We start from the raw sequence: 17469 nt of genomic DNA, 5'->3' as shown, positions 1-17469 counted from the left end.
TACCTTGAGAATGAACAACGCTGTCGCCGGATTTTCTAAATTATCCAAAAAAGAAAAAATCAACTGGATTGCAAATGAATATTTTTCAAATCCCGAAGAGGCGCAAAATATTATAAGAAATTACTGGAATTCAGACGAAAAGCTTCAGCAGCTTCATGATGAATTTATAGAAAACACTATTACAAATCTTTATATCCCACTTGGAGTTGCTCCTAACTTTTTAATCAACGGAAAATACAAAACGATTCCGATGGCTATTGAAGAGAGCTCTGTCGTTGCAGCAGCTTCTAAAGCAGCAAAATACTGGTCGACAAGAGGAGGTTTTAAAGCTACAATTATCAATACCGAAAAAATTGGCCAAGTTCATTTTACTTATAGCGGAGATTCCGAAAAATTAAGTCACTTTTTTGACGAGATTAAACCAAAATTCTTCTCGGAAACGCAAAGCATTACCAAAAATATGCAGCAGCGTGGCGGAGGTATTTTAGATATTAAATTAAAAGACAAAAGAAGTTTACTAGAGAACTACTATCAGCTTCATGCTACTTTTGAAACCAAAGATAGCATGGGAGCCAATTTTATCAATTCTTGTTTAGAGCAATTTGCTTCTACTTTAAAAGAAGAGGCTCAAAATTCTGACTTATGCCAAAATGGAGAAAAGCTGGAAGTTATAATGAGCATTCTTTCCAACTATGTTCCGCATTGCCTTGTTAGAGCCGAAGTTTCCTGCCCAATTGAAGATTTAGCAGAAAAACATATTGCCAATCCGCAAGAATTTGCAGAACGTTTTGTTCAAGCAGTACAAATAGCAGAAGTTGAGCCTTTTAGAGCGGTTACACACAATAAAGGCATTATGAATGGCGTAGATGCTGTGATTCTCGCAACAGGAAATGATTTTAGAGCTGTAGAAGCGGGAGTTCATGCTTATGCATCGAGAAATGGACAATATTCCAGTTTATCTCATGCCAAAATTGAGAATGGAATTTTTACTTTTTGGCTTGAAATTCCTCTAGCAGTTGGCACTGTTGGCGGCTTAACCTCTTTACATCCTCTAGTAAAATTGTGCTTAGAGATTTTAGAAAAACCATCAGCTCCAGAATTAATGGAAATTGTAGCGGTTGCGGGTTTAGCACAAAATTTTGCCGCATTGCGCTCGCTAACCACAACAGGCATCCAGGAAGGGCACATGAAAATGCATCTTAACAACATTATCAATCAATTTGAAGCTACCGATGAAGAGCGACATTTAATTAAAACGCATTTCAAAAAAACAGCCGTTTCTCATAGTGCTGTGGTAGAATTCATTGAGAGTTTAAGAAAATAAATAAAATTCCAAAAATTATAACTTCCAAATAAAATCCCAAATTCCAACGCTAATTGGGATTTGGGATTTATCCCGACCTTTTGGGATTTGGAATTTATTTTAAAATTGAAGTATGTCAACAACCTTTTATAGCAACGGAAAACTTTTTATCGCTGGAGAATATCTTGTTTTAGATGGAGCAGATGCTTTTGCTCTGCCTACAAAATTTGGCCAAGATTTAGTCATTGAGGATTTTGAAGATAAACAAATTGAATGGAAAAGTTATGATTACGACAAACACTTATGGTTTGAAGAAACAATCTCATTTGACGAAGTTATAAAAGGTTCAGATCCGCAAATTGATACTGTTAAATCAACTCTTGTCAATATTTTGCATGAAGCATATGCCTTAAACCCAAAGTTTATTGATAATGCTAACGGATATAAAGTAAGCACCCATTTGAGTTTTCCAAGAAATTGGGGATTAGGAACTTCGTCAACCCTTATCAATAATATTGCACAATGGGCAGAAATTAATGCTTTTACGTTACTAAAAAATAGTTTTGGCGGAAGCGGTTACGATATTGCTTGTGCCCAAAATAACACACCCGTTTTGTATCGAATAAAAGACAATTTTGTGCAACAAGTTGAGTTTAATCCAGACTTTAAAGAGCACCTTTATTTTGTTTACTTAAATAAAAAACAAAATAGCAAATCTGCCATCTATTCATACAACAATCACAAAAACAATCATTTGGCAGATAAAGTTGCCGAAAACAACAAAATCACAAATGCAATCCTTCATGCCAAAACATTAAAAGAATTTGCTTCAGCGATTCAGAAACACGAAATCCATTTGAGCAATGTTTTAGAAATGCAGACTATAAAAGAGGCTGTTTTTCCAGATTTTAATGGTGTAATTAAGAGTCTTGGGGCTTGGGGCGGAGATTTTATTCTGGTGGTTTCTAAAGAAAACCCGAAAGAATATTTCTTTGATAAAGGATATGAAACGATTTTGACTTATGAAGAAATGATTCTATAATTCATTTCAAAAAAAAGCTTAGTTTGCTTTTTTACTGTTTTTAATCTCCTTTGTTTCCAAACGGCGAACTGATTTGTCCTGCTCATTTGACTCTATAAGTCTATTGTGCAGACGTTCTGCCATTTTTTCGATGCTGTTTGTAATTGAATCATAAACTACCTCCATCCGTCGGTGTTTTTCTTCTTTTACGGCTTTCAAAACATCTTCGACAAAAACTTTATCATATTTTTCAGCAACAGAATCATGCGTATTAGTCAATCTGATCACATAATCGTTACTCAAAATGGTAACTTTAAAATGCTGCTCTTCGTTACTCAAATAGTACTTTCCACCCAATTCATCAACATTGATGTCGGTGCTGCCCACTTTTAAAAGCTCAGTAATAATACCATAAATATGACTTTCTATTTTGGTATACACTCTTGGCTTCTTTCTAAAAAATTTAAAAGTAAAAAACATTAAATAATTTATTATTAAAGCTTTTGTTCTTGAATATTTATTCTTCTTTATTTTTATTGTGAGGCAAAAGCCAAAAATATGTTAAAATTAAAAACCGAGCAAATTAACTGTAATATTTTGAATATCACAAGTTTTTTAAATTAAATTTCGATAATTCCTATATACTTTTAGAAAATTAACAGTAAAAATTTACAAACATAATTACTGATATATTAAAAAAAGAAAAACCCGAAACACTTAAAGCGTTTCGGGTTTTCTATGAGATGAATTACTTTTTAATTAGTAATTAAATTGCAATCTGTTATCTTCAATTTTAGCATTGTTTTTCAACGCTGGCAATACTCTGTTCACATCAGATGCGCTTTGAGCTTTTACTTTCTCTACATAAGCAGCGTGATTAGCAATTGCAGGAGCTTTTACAGTTTTGATGTTTTTAACTACATAAACACCTGTATTTCCTTCAATTGGTGCAGAAATTTTGTTTGCTGTTAAAGCAAATGCATTACCTACAACTCTTGGCTCTTGTCCAACTCCACCTGGAAGAACTGGGTTATCAAGAGTTACATCAGCAGCTTGCTGAACCGCAACTCCTGCCGCTTTAGCGATAGCTTCAAGGCTTGAACCTTGCATTTTAGCTTTTAACAATTCTGCTTTTTTCTTGTTTTTCAAGATTGGCTCTACGTAAGGTCTTGCCATATCAACAGAAACTAAACCAGATTTGTTCTCACCTTTATATTGCGCAATAACGTGTCCGATGTTAGCAATTTCAAAACGTTTCACGTCTCCTTTGCTTGTTTCTTTATCAAACGCCCATCTTACAATGTTACGTTGGTTTCCTAATGGTCCAAACGCTTCATCCATAGCTTTTGCATTAACAGGCTGAGCCACTTTTAAACCTAATTCTTTAGCTGCAGCATTGAAGTCTTTATCAGCAGCATCCATTTCGAATTTAGTTGCTAATGTAAATACTTTATCAGAAGTAGCTTCAGATGGTTCAATTTTTTGAGCAATTGTCGCTAAACGAATTCCGTCTTGTTTGTCTGTAATTTTGATAATGTGAAATCCGAAAGGAGTTTCTACTAAACCAACTTTACCAATTCCGTTGCTGAATACAAAATCATTGAAAGGTTTTACCATTTGGTTTGGCCCAAAATATCCTAAATCACCACCTTGCTGTGCAGATGAATCATCAGAACTTGTAAAAGCCAACATCATAAAACTATCTGGATTAGCTTGAACTTGCGCTAAAATTTCTTCAGCTTTAGCTTTAGCTTCTTCTTTAGTTCTTTTCTCTTTTGGGTTTGGAGTTTGAGATCCTTCATAACCAATTAAGATATGACTTGCTTTTGCATTAACGCCAGCTTTAAATCCTTGAGATTTAGAAATTGCATAGTATCTTCCGTAAACGTATGGTCCGTAGATTGCTCCAGCAGGCAAGCTGAATAGTTTGTCAGCATCAACAGCTGGCAATGCATTTTTAGGAACATAAGTAGAATCGTAAGGAACATCAGAATTTGCATTTACAAATTCAGCAATGTTTGTAGCGTTTTTGAATCCTGGCAATGTATCATTTTTACCAGTTTTTGCGTTGTAAACAACACTTCCTGATAATAATGCAGTCAATTTCGCTTTAATTTCAGCTTCATCTTCTTTAGAAGCTTTATCTTCAACTAAAACGTATTGAATTTCGCGAGTTGCATCTGCTTTGAATTTTTTCTCGTTTTTCTTCATGTAAGCTACGATCTCATCATCAGAGATTTTTACTTCACTATCTTTAATAGAAGAATAAGGAGCAGCTGCAAAAGCAAAACTTACTTTATTAGTTTCCATTTCATACTTTAATTTCCCTTCACTAGCAGTTGTGTAAAGTCCTGATTTAATTAAAGTATTATAGATTTGAAATTTTGCGTTCAATTCAGCATCTTTCTCTTTTTGAGCGATGTATTGTGCTGCTTCTGGATTTGATTTGAAATAATCTTTAAACTTAACCACATCAAACATTCCTGCTGCGTTTAAGAACATTGGGTTTTTACCAATATTTGGATCTGATTTCAAAACCTCTAAAATGTGTTTTTCACCAACTCTCAATCCTAATTTATCAAATTGTGATGACAATAAAGCGATTGAAACTTCTTGATCCCAAACTCTGTTTGCAGCTTCAGTGGAAGTTATGCCTTGCCCACTTTTTTCAACATTACTAACTTTAACTCTAAAGTCTTCAAATGAAATATCTTTTCCATCGATGCTTCCTACATCTTTTGAACTTTGACCAAATGTTCCTCTTGTGAATAGATCTTGTATTATAAATGCAAATAATGCAAGTGCAATAACTCCTATCAATAAAGCGGAACGCTGTCTAATTTTTGCTAAAACTGCCATTTTATTATCGTTAATTTTATATTCAGTTTGCGAAAATACAATTATCTAGTTAATAACAATACAACTAGCGTTTTATTTTCAACATTTTTTTTTATTAATTTAAAAAATCAGTCTTTAATTGTCAATTTGACTAGTTCTATTTTCTTATTTGAAGCCTCTACAATAGAAAAATGAAACTTGTCTATTACGATTTTATCCCCTTTTTGCGGGATTTCTTTTGTATGATTAACAATAAAACCGCCTAATGTTCCATAAGAATCCTCCTCTGGGATCATTAATTTATAAGTCTCATTCAGATATTCGACATCCAATCGTGTTGAGAACAAATATTTGCCTTCTCCCATTTCTTCTTCAACTAATTCTTCGTCTAAATCATGTTCGTCTTCAATTTCTCCAAAAAGCTCTTCTACGATATCCTCAATTGTTACAATTCCAGAAGTTCCTCCGTACTCATCTAAAACAACTGCAACGTTTTTTCGCTTTTTGATCAATAAATTCAAAACATCTTTAATTAAGATTGTTTCAGGAACAAACTCAACTGTCATTAAAACCGATTTGATAGTAGCTGGTTTTTTAAACAAATCGAATGAATGAACGTAACCCACAATATCATCCAAAGAATTCTGGCTTACGATGATCTTAGAATATCCTGTTTCTATAAATAACGCTTTAAGATCCTCGACAGTATCAAACAAATCGATATCTACAATTTCTGTTCGGGGCGTCATAATATCACGCGCCTTTACATTTGAAAACTCTAAAGCATTCTGAAAAATCTGAATTTCAGAATCTACTTCTTCATCTTCTTCAACAGTGCTCATTTGTTCTGTAATGTAATTTCCGAGTTCAATTCGGCTAAACAAATGAATTTGACTTCCTTCTGTCTTAAAAAATTTACTTAACACAAAATCGGCAATCCAAATAAAGAAAGTGGAAATGTAATAGAATAATCGGTAAAAAAAATAAGCCGGAAGAGCCAAAATTTTAATCAAAGAATTGGCATAAATCTGGAAAAAAACTTTCGGAAAAAATTCTGAAGTCAGTAAAACTATAAATGCGGCAAGAAGCGTCTGAATAAGAATATTCCACCAATCGGAAAAAACAAAACCAAAATATGCCATCCAACCCAAGATTAGATCGCCCATAAAAAAACCGTAAATCACCAACGCTACATTGTTGCCAATAAGCATGGCGGCAATAAACTTAGACGGATTTTCGGTTAGTTTTGTTAAGATTCGAGACAAGAAATCGTCTTGTTTCTTTTCAATTTCGAGATAAATTTTATTAGCGGATGTGAAAGCGATTTCCATCCCAGAGAAAAAGGCAGCTAGTATTAAACATATGATTATAATACTAATTTCCATTTTTTATTGTTTTTTGTTTCGGTCATTATGCCTGTTAAGAAATCTTCTCCTAAAGAAAAACATAAAAACAGCCATTCCTGCAATTACGAAATAAAAAGGATAGCTCTCATCTCCTGCATTTAGTTTCACAATTCCATCATAAGTAAAGAAAAGTGCAAAAAGGATGTAAACGTATTGTGTATATTTTAAATAACCCATAATATTATAATTCTTCGTCGGATTCTATTTCGCCACTTATTCGCTGCGAATTAATCACTTTAAAATCTTTGCTAAAATCTATTCCCTGACCATGGGAAACTCCTTTTGTATCGGTCAATTTAAATTTTCTTTCGGTATAGAACCACTCGTTTTTCTGATCGAAATACAATTGTTCTGTTTCCAAAACCTGTCCTGCTTCTGAAGTAATTTTTACTTTTCCAATCAAATCAATAATTCCTGTATTTTTATACGAAACCGCATAATTGCCTTTTATAAAGGTACGCTTTTGATTTTTATCGTATAATGTAACATCAATTCCTTTAGGAAATTCTGTAAAAGGAAAATCAAGATTAGAATAATCTAACATTTTTGGACTAATCAAAACACCTGTAATGCGTCCAGAATCTGTGTATTTAATATTTACAGTATCAGCATCGCTGGCAGGAACAAATTCTGAGAAATTGATTTTTTGAACTTCTTTAAAATTACTTTCGCATCCAAAAAATAGTGTCACAGCAAGAACTGTGACAGCTAGGATACTATATCTTTTTGGTAAATTCATTTGCCAAATGTAGTAAATTGTAATGAGCTTCGAAAAGATAATGTGTTTTGATTATTGGAATTTGCTCTTCACAAACCATTTATCGTTGAAAGAGAAACTCAAACTGAAATTAACATAATTTTCTTGCACTAAATCAGCAGAAGTTGTACCGCGTTTACCAAATTCAATCCCAAAATTAACATTTGAAAATGACCCTGGAATTGGTATACCAGCTCCCAATGACATTCCAATATCTTTAATTGATTCGTTATTTACGATTAAACCAATTTTTTCATATTTCAAACCAGCTCTATATGTAATCCTGCTCATGTAACTTGTAAAAGAAGTGTAGTTTGGAAGGTAATATCCTCCCACAGCATATTTAGAATAGCTTTCGTATCTTACATTCTCAGCTGCATTATAATAATTTGCTAACTGCCCATCTCCTTGAAAAGTCATATTTGCTCCTACAAGCCACTTTCTGGCTTCACCAACCCCCAAACCAATACTTAATTTATTAGGAAGTTTTAATTTTGTTGACTGCGTTGGCACCACATAAGGTGCAGGATCTCCCTGAACTGAAATAACTCGCGTATTATCTGAATTGATATTGCTTGCAAAAGAATAACTTAAACTAGAAAATATGCTCGTTTTTTTGTTTATCTTTTTCTGATACATTGTTCCAAAACTAAATGCCATACCTGAAAGCTCAGAAGTATTAACTTCGGCTGTTCCGTTTTGAACTCCTGTAACAGCTTCAAGGCTTGTTGTTGTAATTTTTCCAAAATTATATTGTGCATCTGCTCCAATATTCCAATTCGGCATTATTTTGTATGCCAAGCCAAAATAAACTTTGTTTACGCCACCTTTTCCGTCAAGCTGAGAACTTGTTGCTCCTTCTGTTGCAGAATTGTCGTCACGAATTTTATACCCTACTGAAGTCACAGGAATTAAACCAAATGAAGCACCAAATTTCCCCATCGGGATTCCTAATGCCAAATAATCAAAAGTAGATCGCTGTGCTTTTTCTGATGCAGAAGTCGTTTTTAAATTTGAAGTGGCAAATGTTCCTCCAACTGTAAAAGTTGTCTGTATTAAGCTGGCATAACTTGCCGGATTTTCTAAATTTAAGTGAATCGTATCTTGTTCTACTGCAACTCCTGCCATAGATCTGTTTTCAAGTGTTCCCTTGAATCTCACATCTCCTATCCCGAAAAAAGAATAAGGTGAAGCAGTACCTTGTTGAGCGAATGAAACGAACGATATAAGCAAACAAGCGCTTAGTATTACTTTTTTAATCATTGTCGATTTTATATTGATATGTTTGGCTCAAACTCTCCAGAAGGAAATTTGAATTGGCAAATATGGTATTTTTTAATCGTTTAGCCAAAAAATCTGCATCGCCTCCCGTTAAAATTATGATAAAATTTGAAAACTCTTTGCGATATTCATCGATAAAACCGTCAATCTCATAGACGAAACCATTGACAACGCCAGAATGTATGGCTTGTGCAGTCGAATTTCCTATGTAAGAATCGGGCGTTTCTAAGCTTAATAACGGCAGTCTGGCCGTAAAATTATGCAGCGACTCATATCTTAAACGGAGACCAGGAGAGATGGCTCCTCCTAAATAATTATCGTTTTCGTCGATAAAATCGTAGGTAATGCAAGTTCCAGCATCTATAACCAAACGATTTTGTTTTGGAAATTGAAGCGTTGCTCCTGCCGCCAAAATCATTCTATCTATACCCAAGGTTTTTGGGGTTGCATACTTATTATGGAAAGGAAAAACATCTTCGTGGGTAAAAAAATGAACTTTCAGTCTATTTTCGAAAGTTAAAAAGGATTGTTTTTCGATACTTCCGACCGAAGCGACGACCAAATCGGAGCATTTTGAATATTTTTCTAAAATTTTTTCAATTTTTTTTTCGAGTTCATTTTTCTCAAAAACAAAATTTTCAAGAGCAGTATTATCCTCAAAGACAGACGCTTTAATTCTTGTATTCCCTACATCGACCGTTAAAATCATATTTCCTTTTTTGCTTTTGCGAAGATACGAATTGATTTTTTCTAAAAAATGTTTTGCACAAACCAAAAATGATTATATATTTGCACCCGCAACAAGCACGGTACCTTAGCTCAGATGGTAGAGCAATGGACTGAAAATCCATGTGTCCCTGGTTCGATCCCTGGAGGTACCACGAAACCCGAATAGAAATATTCGGGTTTTTTGTTTTTTATACTTTTCTTTTTTTTTACTTCCTACAATAGACACTAATATTTAAACATCGTCGTGTTTTTTAACCGCAAGCATATAATTATCACCTCAATCCCTATCCCCGTGGTTGAAACCACGGGCTATGTCTAACAAAATATAAATGTTAATTTTATGCAAACTCCCAACTAAAGCTGGAGCCAATTCAACCAAAACTTTGCGAACCTTTGCGGTTTTTCTTTGTGCTCTTTGCGGTTAAACCTAAAAGTAAACAAATAAATAGTTTTTGTTAAAAAAGTATTGACTGAATAAAAAAATATCTTATATATTCGTAAAACTGTATTTTTATATTTCTTTCACTAATAAGATCTCAAAACAGTTTTATGAGCAAAACTTCTACTAAGGGCATTTGGAAAGTAATTTCGGCGTCTTCTATGGGCACCATGATCGAGTGGTACGATTTTTACATTTTTGGCAGTTTGGCTGTCGTTATTTCAACAAAATTTTTCCCTAGTGACAATCCAACTGCAGCGTTTTTATCTACTTTGGCCACATTCGCCGCCGGATTTGTAGTTCGCCCATTTGGAGCTTTGTTTTTTGGAAGGCTTGGTGATATTATTGGACGCAAGTATACTTTCATGGCTACCTTACTATTAATGGGGGGCTCAACCTTTTTAATAGGCTGCATTCCAAGTTATGAAACAATTGGTTTTCTGGCTCCTTTATTAGTTTTGATTTTACGTCTGCTTCAAGGGCTTGCTCTTGGGGGCGAATATGGGGGCGCAGCTACGTATGTTGCCGAACATTCTCCAGCAGGAGAAAAAGGATACTGGACTTCTTGGATTCAAACTACTGCTACTGTTGGTTTATTTATTTCGCTGATGGTTATTTTGGCAACCAAAAGTATACTTTCTGCAGAAGCTTTTGATTCATGGGGATGGCGAGTTCCTTTTTGGGTCTCGATTGCCATGGTTGGCGTTTCGTACTTAATTAGAAAAAACATGGATGAATCTCCTGTTTTCGCGAAAGCCAAAAAAGAAGGAACAACAAGCACAAATCCGCTGAAGGAAAGTTTTGGGAACAGATACAACTTAAAGTTTGTTCTTTTGGCGTTGTTTGGAGCTACAATGGGGCAAGGTGTTGTATGGTACACAGGACAGTTCTATGCCATGAGCTTTATGAAAACAGTAATGAATGTTGATTCCTCTCAAGTGGATGAACTGTTAGGAGTTGCTCTTTTAATCGGCACTCCATTTTTTATTGTTTTTGGATGGCTAAGCGACAAAATTGGCCGCAAATATATTATGATGTTCGGAATGCTGGTGGCTATACTATCGTACAGACCTATTTACAAAATGATGTACGACACGACAGATATAAGCAAGAAAACAGAGATTCTTGAAAATCCGAGAATCACGACCGAAAATAAGGCTGATGGAACTTCGATTACAATTACAGAAAAAAAATATACAGACGGAACATCCGTTGTGGAGAAAAAAACGTATGTGGATAAAAAAGACACTCAAACTAGTGTATCAATATCAATCAATTCAAGCAATAAATGGACTTTAACCTTTTTAGTTTTTATTCAAGTGCTATTTGTAACAATGGTTTATGGTCCGATTGCGGCCTTTTTAGTCGAAATGTTTCCAACTAAAATCAGATATACTTCTATGTCATTGCCTTATCATGTTGGAAACGGAATTTTTGGAGGGTTGCTTCCTGCTATTTCCACTTACTTTGTATCACACGCCAAAACAGCAGGCAAAGCCGATTTTTATTTGGATGGATTATGGTATCCTATAATTATTGCTGGAATCTGCTTTGTTATTGGAATGATTTATATTGACAACAAAAACAAAATTACTCACCTTTAAAATTTACAAAAAAAAAATGAATGCGATTAAACAAGTTTTAGGGGCTTTATGGATTGCTTTGGCGGCGGCGGCGGCTTATTTTTGCGTGTTTGAATTTGGTTTGCCTAAACTTCTTTCAGACCAGCAGGACGATTTAGTATTTGGCGTAATTATTCTATTTATACTAACGCCTCTTATTGTTATGGGCTTAGGAACATTTGGATATTATTCTTTAATTGGAGAGTATAATGATCCTAAAAAGAAAAAATAAGTAAAAGCGATTACGATTAAATCATAGAACTTCTACCAACTTATTTAATTATCTCAAAAAAACACATTTATATTACAAAAAACTACTTTTAAAAAAAAGGCTGTCCATTTCTAGACAGCCCTTTTTCATTACTAACCAAACCTAATTTTTAATAAACTTCACAGCGCGAACTTTATTATTCTCGTCAAACGTTTTTACGAGATACAATCCCGAAGCTAAGCCGCTTACTGAGAATTGGTATTCTGTATTTCCGTTTGCATTAAATGTTTTTACTAATTGCCCTGCAACAGAATAGATATCTACTTTTGAAGTTTTAAAACCTAAAGTAAAATAATCTGCAACAGGATTTGGGTACAAGCTAACCTGATTTCCTTTTTCAAAATCTTCTATTGCAAGATTGGCCTGTTTATTACCATAGATTCTGTATTCTCCTGGAGCTAAATTTATTGGAGCATTTACATCTGCAACGTTAATTGTTGAATTATCCATTAAATTGTACCATGCACCAGTATATTGGAATCCTGGAATCATATTTTGTGCTGATGTTTCAAAATTGGCCAAAATCACAACATCTTTAAGCTGAGCCGAAGCCAGACTGTTATTCGAAATTTTAACATTTACTGTCAAAGTTGCCGTATTAGCCATTGTTGCTGTACCTAAAAATACAGGCTCTGTTTTTTTAAGGGTGATCATCTTAGCCCAATCATTGTAAATTTTGTTTCGATTAGAATCGCCCAACCAATTTTCTGTCCACTGCGGCTGCGGTTTTGTATCTAATTTACAATCTCCCGGAGTGGTTGACGTTTCATCATTTACAGTTCCGTTGTTGCAGCTAAAAATAGAATCGTCCATTCCCAGTTCTCCAAAATGCCAAATCATTTTTGGCCCTGGAATGAGCAAAGAAACTGCTCCAATGGCAGACATTCTGGATAATGCCGTATTTAATGTTTTCACATTATAACTTCCGTTAGAAGCTCCGTATTGCACATTTTTATACATCAAGCGTTCTTCATCATGACTTTCAGCATAACCCATTAAACGGTTGGCAGTGAATCCGCGATTTGCACTATTCATTCTAAAAATGTTACTTTCAGAAGCATACCCCATAGACAATTGATTGTATTCTTTTGTCATTTTTCCCCACATCATTACACCCTTGCTTGGCGTTTCACCCACTCTATAATTGGCCCATTCCTTTTCTTCAGCATCAGTCCCTAAGTGTTCAAAAATGGTATAATGTGTTGGATCAATTGCCCAAGAAAAATCAGCATATTTTTTGAGGATATCTACTCGATCTTGTTGGTACGAATCGGTACAAGCATTATCGCTTGACGTGCATGATTGCGTAAATCCTTTGGTTAAATCCCAGCGAAAACCATCAATTTTATATTCTTCAATCCATTGTTTAATTACTCTATTTACGTAATACTGCGTTTTTAAAGACTGATGATTAAAATCTTCACCTACACTGTAACTATGCTTTGCAACGGTATTAAAATATGGATTTTCTGCAGTTGGAGAACCAAAACCGTCTCCATCAGGATCGTTCATCCACATTCTTACCATTGGATTTCTTCCAAAAGCGTGATTTAAAGCTACATCAAGAATTACTGCAATTCCGTTTTGGTGGCACAAATCGATAAACTCTTTTAACTTATCCGAAGTTCCGTAAAACTTATCTAAAGCCATATGAAATGAGATATTATACCCCCAACTTTCATTACCTTCAAATTCCATAACAGGCATTAATTCGATTGCATTGATTTTTAGATTTTTAAAATAATCTATTCTATCAATCAAACTTTGATAGCTTCTTGATGCATCAAAATCGCGAACCAAAACTTCATAAACTACCAGTTTTTCCTTTTCCGGTTTTACAAAATTAGTCACTTGCCAATTGTATGGAGTCTGCCCTGTTTTTAAGACTGTAACTTCAAAATTTTGCCCCACAGGATAAGCAGGCATATTTGGATATTTAGCTGCCGGAATCGAAGGATCATCATAAGGAGACAATACTAAAGTAGAATACGGATCTGCAGTTTTTACCATAGCAGGCGAATTTGCCAGCGGCGTTGCATCACCAACCCAATACTGATAGGTATTATTAACTCCTGATACTAATCCGGTTAGTTCTAACCAAAATTTTCCCGAAGAGGGATCTTTTTTCATGGCATAAGCCGATGTTGGCAGCCAGTTATTGAAACTTCCCGCAACATAAACAAAATCTTTCAACGGGGCGTCTAAGACCAAAGTTGCTTTTGTAAAATCTGCAGTGTTATAATTTATTCCATCAACTAAACCTGCAGGCATAGCTTCTGAAACAGTATTCGGGTTTACAACAACCGAGAATTTCTTAGAAACTGTAGTTGCTCCCTGCGTTGCAACTAATTCATAACTCTGATTTCCTGTGATATTGGTATGCGTATAAGAATAATTTGAAGTGCTACCATTTGTGTTAATTGTTGTTCCGTTTGATTTCAACGTATAACTTCCTGCTCCACCTGTGTTTGTAGCAATAACAATAAAACTCGAACCAGAATTGATAATTGTCGTGCTATTTTCAGCAGGAGAAGTCAGTGTTACCTGAAAAGATCCTACATTAAGAAAAAAATCGGAGCATGAAGGCGCCAATTTTAAAGTTTGAGAACCATTAGCACTTCTAAATACAATCCCCATTTTTGTCGCAGCCGTTTGCTGAGCTGATGTTAATCCAAAATAGGCGCTTGGCGTAATTGTAATGCTCCAAGTTCCGTTTGCATTTTTAGTCATTAACCCAACACCATCATCAGCCCCCCAATTTCCTTTTGTGGTTTGCCAGGGGCTTGCATCTGTACCTATTCCGGAATGCATATATACTTTTGTCGGATTGGCTCCCATTGTATTACAGGTACTCGATGTAAATGAAGCTGTAATTGTAATAGGCTCATTCACTTGAAATACAGCCGGTGATACTGAAATCTGTTGAGCATGAATAGCAATCGATACTAAAAAAAGAATAAAAAGTAATGTTTTTTTCATAATCTGGTGGTTTGTGTGGTTAGTTAGCTTGATTAAAAAAGGGCTATCTGAGATAGCCCTTTTTCAGTTATTAACTGAAGTTTTTATTGATTAGGAATCATAAGATAACTTCCGTCTAGATCATTGAAATAAATAACATACTTAGATTTTGCAACTGGTATGTTTTCTCCGTTTCCACCTCCAGAAAAAGGAGTAGTTCCGCCCCATGAAACATCCCATGCATCATTTGCTCTGAATTTCATTCCTCCATCATTTAGAGAAGTTACACCCAAAGTCCAAGCGTGTGCATTAAAAGTCGATCTCACCATTGGTGTAGATGCATCCCATCCTTTAGCAGTTGCATCTCCAATAATACCTACCTTGTCCTTATCATAAATTGGCGCTGTAGCTCCCGCTGCATAAGCTTTTAAAGTATAAACTAGAGTTGTAGTATTAAACTCAAAAGTATAATACCCATCTGCTGGAATTGTAAATTCTCCTGCATTATCTTTAATCTCAATTGAAGTATCGCTAGCTTTACCTAATTGAGAAGCCCAGCTTCCTTTTTCAGAAATTAATTTAAAGTTACCTGCTTTAAAATATCCTACAAACTTATATACATCGGCTTTTTTTCCGTCTCTAAACATTGGTTGGTGATTGGTATCAACATTGTTATCCCATCCTCCCACTACAGCTGCACCAATTAAATACCAATCAGTAAAGTCATAAGTAACTTTTCCTATATAAGGAGTAATACTAATTGTGATTAAATTTTTTCCAACTTGAGCAAAAGAACCAGCCACAGTTGAAGCTATTCTTACATCATACATTGCAGAAACTTCTGGTTTTCCTCCAAGATCAATAGCTGCTTGGTTTAAACCTTTAACAAGTATTGAAGCTTCTGTAGCATTATTTACAACTGCAAGAGTTCTTGCAGCTGTAAAATCGCCTCCTTTTTTATCTATCAACAAAGTATATTTTACTGCAACGTCAGTCGAATATTCTGCAGCCGACCAAGTAAATTTAGCAGCTTCTTTGTCTGCATCATTAACATCCAAAATATAATTTTGTCCTGTTGCTGGTGCAGTAATTTCAGGAGCGCTAGTAGTACTAAGAATTGGTCTCTCGTCTACTGAGTCAGCATTACATGATACTGCCAATACCCCAACAAATGCGATTAAAATTTTATATATATTTTTCATTTTAAGTTCTATTAGATATTAGTATCCTGGATTTTGCTTCAATGTAGGATTGGCTTGAATCGTTTTAGAAGGGATTGGCATTAAATCTCTGTATGAATCTGTTGCCATACCATCTTTTACACCACCTTTCCATTGCCAAATTTTGCTTCCTCCTGTGAATTTTCCAAAACGAATCAAATCTGTTCTTCTATGGCATTCCCAATATAATTCTCTTCCTCTTTCTGCCAAAATAAAATCAAGAGTCAAATCTGAATTTGAAATTGTACTCGCTTCTGCTCTTCCTCTTATTTTATTGATATAACCTACTGCAGTAGCAATATTTCCTGTAGTTGCTCCTCTTACAACAGCTTCAGCATACATTAAATAAGCATCAGATAAACGGAATACTGGGAAATCTGTATCAGGTATTTCAGTTCTTTGAGCTGGTGAACCATCAGATTTTTTGTTGATATATTTAGTTACAGCATATCCATCCGTAAATGTTGATATGTTAGTAATATCTAAAGCTTGACCATCAGTATGGAACATTCCTCTTTTATCGCCAGTAGCAGTTGCATCAGGAAAAAGAGCTACAAACTCTTTACGAGTTCTTGTACCATACCATCCTCCATCCATACCTCTAGAGGCAGCATCAATACTTCCTCCAATAGCAGCGTGAATAATAAAACTCATTCCCCCACCAGTTGCACGAATAGCATTTCCATCACTGATAATTGGGAAGATAAATTCATTTTGAGCTCCATTTTTATCATTATCCGCAGAGAACAAGTAAGCATAAGGAACGTTTGCAAACGTATAACCTGAATTAATAATTTCAGTACACAAAGTTGCTACTTCATTATTTCTTTCTGTTCCTGTATATACTTTCGAGTTAAGATAAATTTGAGCTAACAAAAATTTAGCAGCTACTTTATCAACTCTACCATATTCATTTGATCTAGCATTTTTCAAACTACTATCTAAATCTTTTAATTCAGACTCTACAAAAGCAAAAACTTCTGCTCTTGTTTTTTGTACCGGATAATAAAATCCAACAGGATCTTTCTCTGTAGTAATTGGCACATTACCAAATAAATCCATTAAGTTTACATAAGAATACGCTCTTAAAAAACGTGCTTCTGCTCTAAAAGTCTCAATCTCAGCTTTTAAATTCGCGTCAACACCTCTTGCTTGCAATTTCTCGTCTGTAGTCTGTCTTAAAAATTCATTTGCCAAACTAATATGATAAGACGCTCTAGAATAAGTTCCATACAAAAACTCATTTACAGGAGACCATGTTTGTGTATTCAATGTTGGCAAAGTTCCATCAGACCAAGCAATAACAGCCTCATCTGTCGGTAATTCTTGCGTTACAAAAAGCAAACGCAAGTAACTACTAAAATCTCCACTTAGACCAGAAATATCTGCCTGTCCATCACCATCATTACCTCCAACATATAAACCAGCATATAGTTTTGCTAGAACTTGCTTATAAGAGGCTGGGTCTTGAAAAAAAGTTTCTGATAAAAACTCATCGTCATCTTTTGGAGTCACGTTTAAATCGTCAGTACACGAAGTAAGCGTCATACTTATTCCTAAAACAAATAGGAAGAAATAAGATATATGTTTAAATGATATTTTCATTTTTTATGTTTTAAAATTT

General features: G+C 34.7%; 14 protein-coding genes and 1 tRNA gene. 5 read left to right on the top strand and 10 right to left on the bottom strand.

The features are described from left to right. Nucleotides 1-10 precede the first annotated feature (10 nt). The gene (locus N4T20_RS06805; RefSeq protein ID WP_260672320.1) at nt 11-1324 is read left to right on the top strand and encodes a hydroxymethylglutaryl-CoA reductase, degradative; all 1314 of its coding nucleotides are present in this window, start codon (nt 11-13) and stop codon (nt 1322-1324) included. A 112-nt stretch (nt 1325-1436) separates the two neighbouring features. After that, on the top strand, nt 1437-2345 hold the full coding sequence (locus tag N4T20_RS06800) for a GYDIA family GHMP kinase (protein ID WP_260672319.1): 909 nt from the start codon (nt 1437-1439) through the stop codon (nt 2343-2345). 18 nt (nt 2346-2363) lie between these two features. Here the strand turns inward: N4T20_RS06800 and N4T20_RS06795 are convergent, their stop codons facing one another. The 7 genes from N4T20_RS06795 to N4T20_RS06765 form a co-directional block, all read right to left on the bottom strand. Next, nucleotides 2364-2765 carry a hypothetical protein gene (locus N4T20_RS06795; protein WP_260672318.1) on the bottom strand — a complete coding sequence of 134 codons (402 nt, stop codon included), beginning with the start codon at nt 2763-2765 and terminating at the stop codon, nt 2364-2366. A gap of 318 nt (nt 2766-3083) precedes the next feature. Beyond that, nucleotides 3084-5183, bottom strand: coding sequence for a peptidylprolyl isomerase (locus tag N4T20_RS06790; protein ID WP_260672317.1), 2100 nt, complete (start codon nt 5181-5183; stop codon nt 3084-3086). Nucleotides 5184-5290: 107 nt separating this feature from the next. Then, nucleotides 5291-6547 (bottom strand): hemolysin family protein, encoded by a 1257-nt coding sequence (locus tag N4T20_RS06785; RefSeq protein WP_260672316.1) that lies wholly within the window; start codon nt 6545-6547, stop codon nt 5291-5293. Between the two features lie 3 nt (nt 6548-6550). After that, the gene (locus N4T20_RS06780; protein WP_260672315.1) at nt 6551-6745 is read right to left on the bottom strand and encodes a hypothetical protein; all 195 of its coding nucleotides are present in this window, start codon (nt 6743-6745) and stop codon (nt 6551-6553) included. Between the two features lie 4 nt (nt 6746-6749). Further along, nucleotides 6750-7307 carry an LPS export ABC transporter periplasmic protein LptC gene (gene lptC, locus N4T20_RS06775; protein WP_260672314.1) on the bottom strand — a complete coding sequence of 186 codons (558 nt, stop codon included), beginning with the start codon at nt 7305-7307 and terminating at the stop codon, nt 6750-6752. A gap of 51 nt (nt 7308-7358) precedes the next feature. Continuing rightward, nucleotides 7359-8588, bottom strand: coding sequence for a hypothetical protein (locus N4T20_RS06770; protein ID WP_260672313.1), 1230 nt, complete (start codon nt 8586-8588; stop codon nt 7359-7361). Further along, nucleotides 8581-9315, bottom strand: coding sequence for a type III pantothenate kinase (locus N4T20_RS06765; protein WP_260672312.1), 735 nt, complete (start codon nt 9313-9315; stop codon nt 8581-8583). The genes N4T20_RS06770 and N4T20_RS06765 overlap by 8 nt, the downstream gene beginning before the upstream one ends. 99 nt (nt 9316-9414) lie before the next feature. Between N4T20_RS06765 and N4T20_RS06760 the strand changes: the two genes are divergently transcribed. The 3 genes from N4T20_RS06760 (at nt 9415) to N4T20_RS06750 (ending at nt 11628) form a co-directional block, all read left to right on the top strand. After that, a tRNA-Phe gene (locus N4T20_RS06760) sits at nt 9415-9487 on the top strand. 397 nt (nt 9488-9884) lie between these two features. Beyond that, nucleotides 9885-11378: an MFS transporter gene (locus N4T20_RS06755; protein WP_260672311.1), complete on the top strand. Its 1494-nt coding sequence runs from the start codon at nt 9885-9887 to the stop codon at nt 11376-11378. A 16-nt stretch (nt 11379-11394) separates the two neighbouring features. Continuing rightward, on the top strand, nt 11395-11628 hold the full coding sequence (locus tag N4T20_RS06750) for a DUF6814 family protein (protein WP_260672310.1): 234 nt from the start codon (nt 11395-11397) through the stop codon (nt 11626-11628). Nucleotides 11629-11769: 141 nt separating this feature from the next. Here the strand turns inward: N4T20_RS06750 and N4T20_RS06745 are convergent, their stop codons facing one another. The 3 genes from N4T20_RS06745 to N4T20_RS06735 all read right to left on the bottom strand — a co-directional run bounded on the left by N4T20_RS06745 (nt 11770) and on the right by N4T20_RS06735 (nt 17450). Further along, complete coding sequence (locus N4T20_RS06745; RefSeq protein ID WP_260672309.1) at nt 11770-14646, bottom strand: alpha-amylase family glycosyl hydrolase; 2877 nt, start codon at nt 14644-14646, stop codon at nt 11770-11772. A gap of 83 nt (nt 14647-14729) precedes the next feature. Further along, complete coding sequence (locus N4T20_RS06740; protein WP_260672308.1) at nt 14730-15827, bottom strand: SusE domain-containing protein; 1098 nt, start codon at nt 15825-15827, stop codon at nt 14730-14732. 18 nt (nt 15828-15845) lie between these two features. Continuing rightward, a complete protein-coding gene (locus N4T20_RS06735; RefSeq protein ID WP_260672307.1) occupies nt 15846-17450 on the bottom strand; it encodes a RagB/SusD family nutrient uptake outer membrane protein in 1605 nt (534 codons plus the stop codon). Nucleotides 17451-17469 lie beyond the last annotated feature (19 nt).

This window comes from Flavobacterium sp. TR2, from assembly GCF_025252405.1.
In the GTDB taxonomy this organism is placed as follows: Bacteria; Bacteroidota; Bacteroidia; order Flavobacteriales; family Flavobacteriaceae; genus Flavobacterium.
The sequence above is the reverse complement of the archived record's forward strand: the minus strand, read 5'-3'. Positions and strand labels throughout refer to the sequence as shown.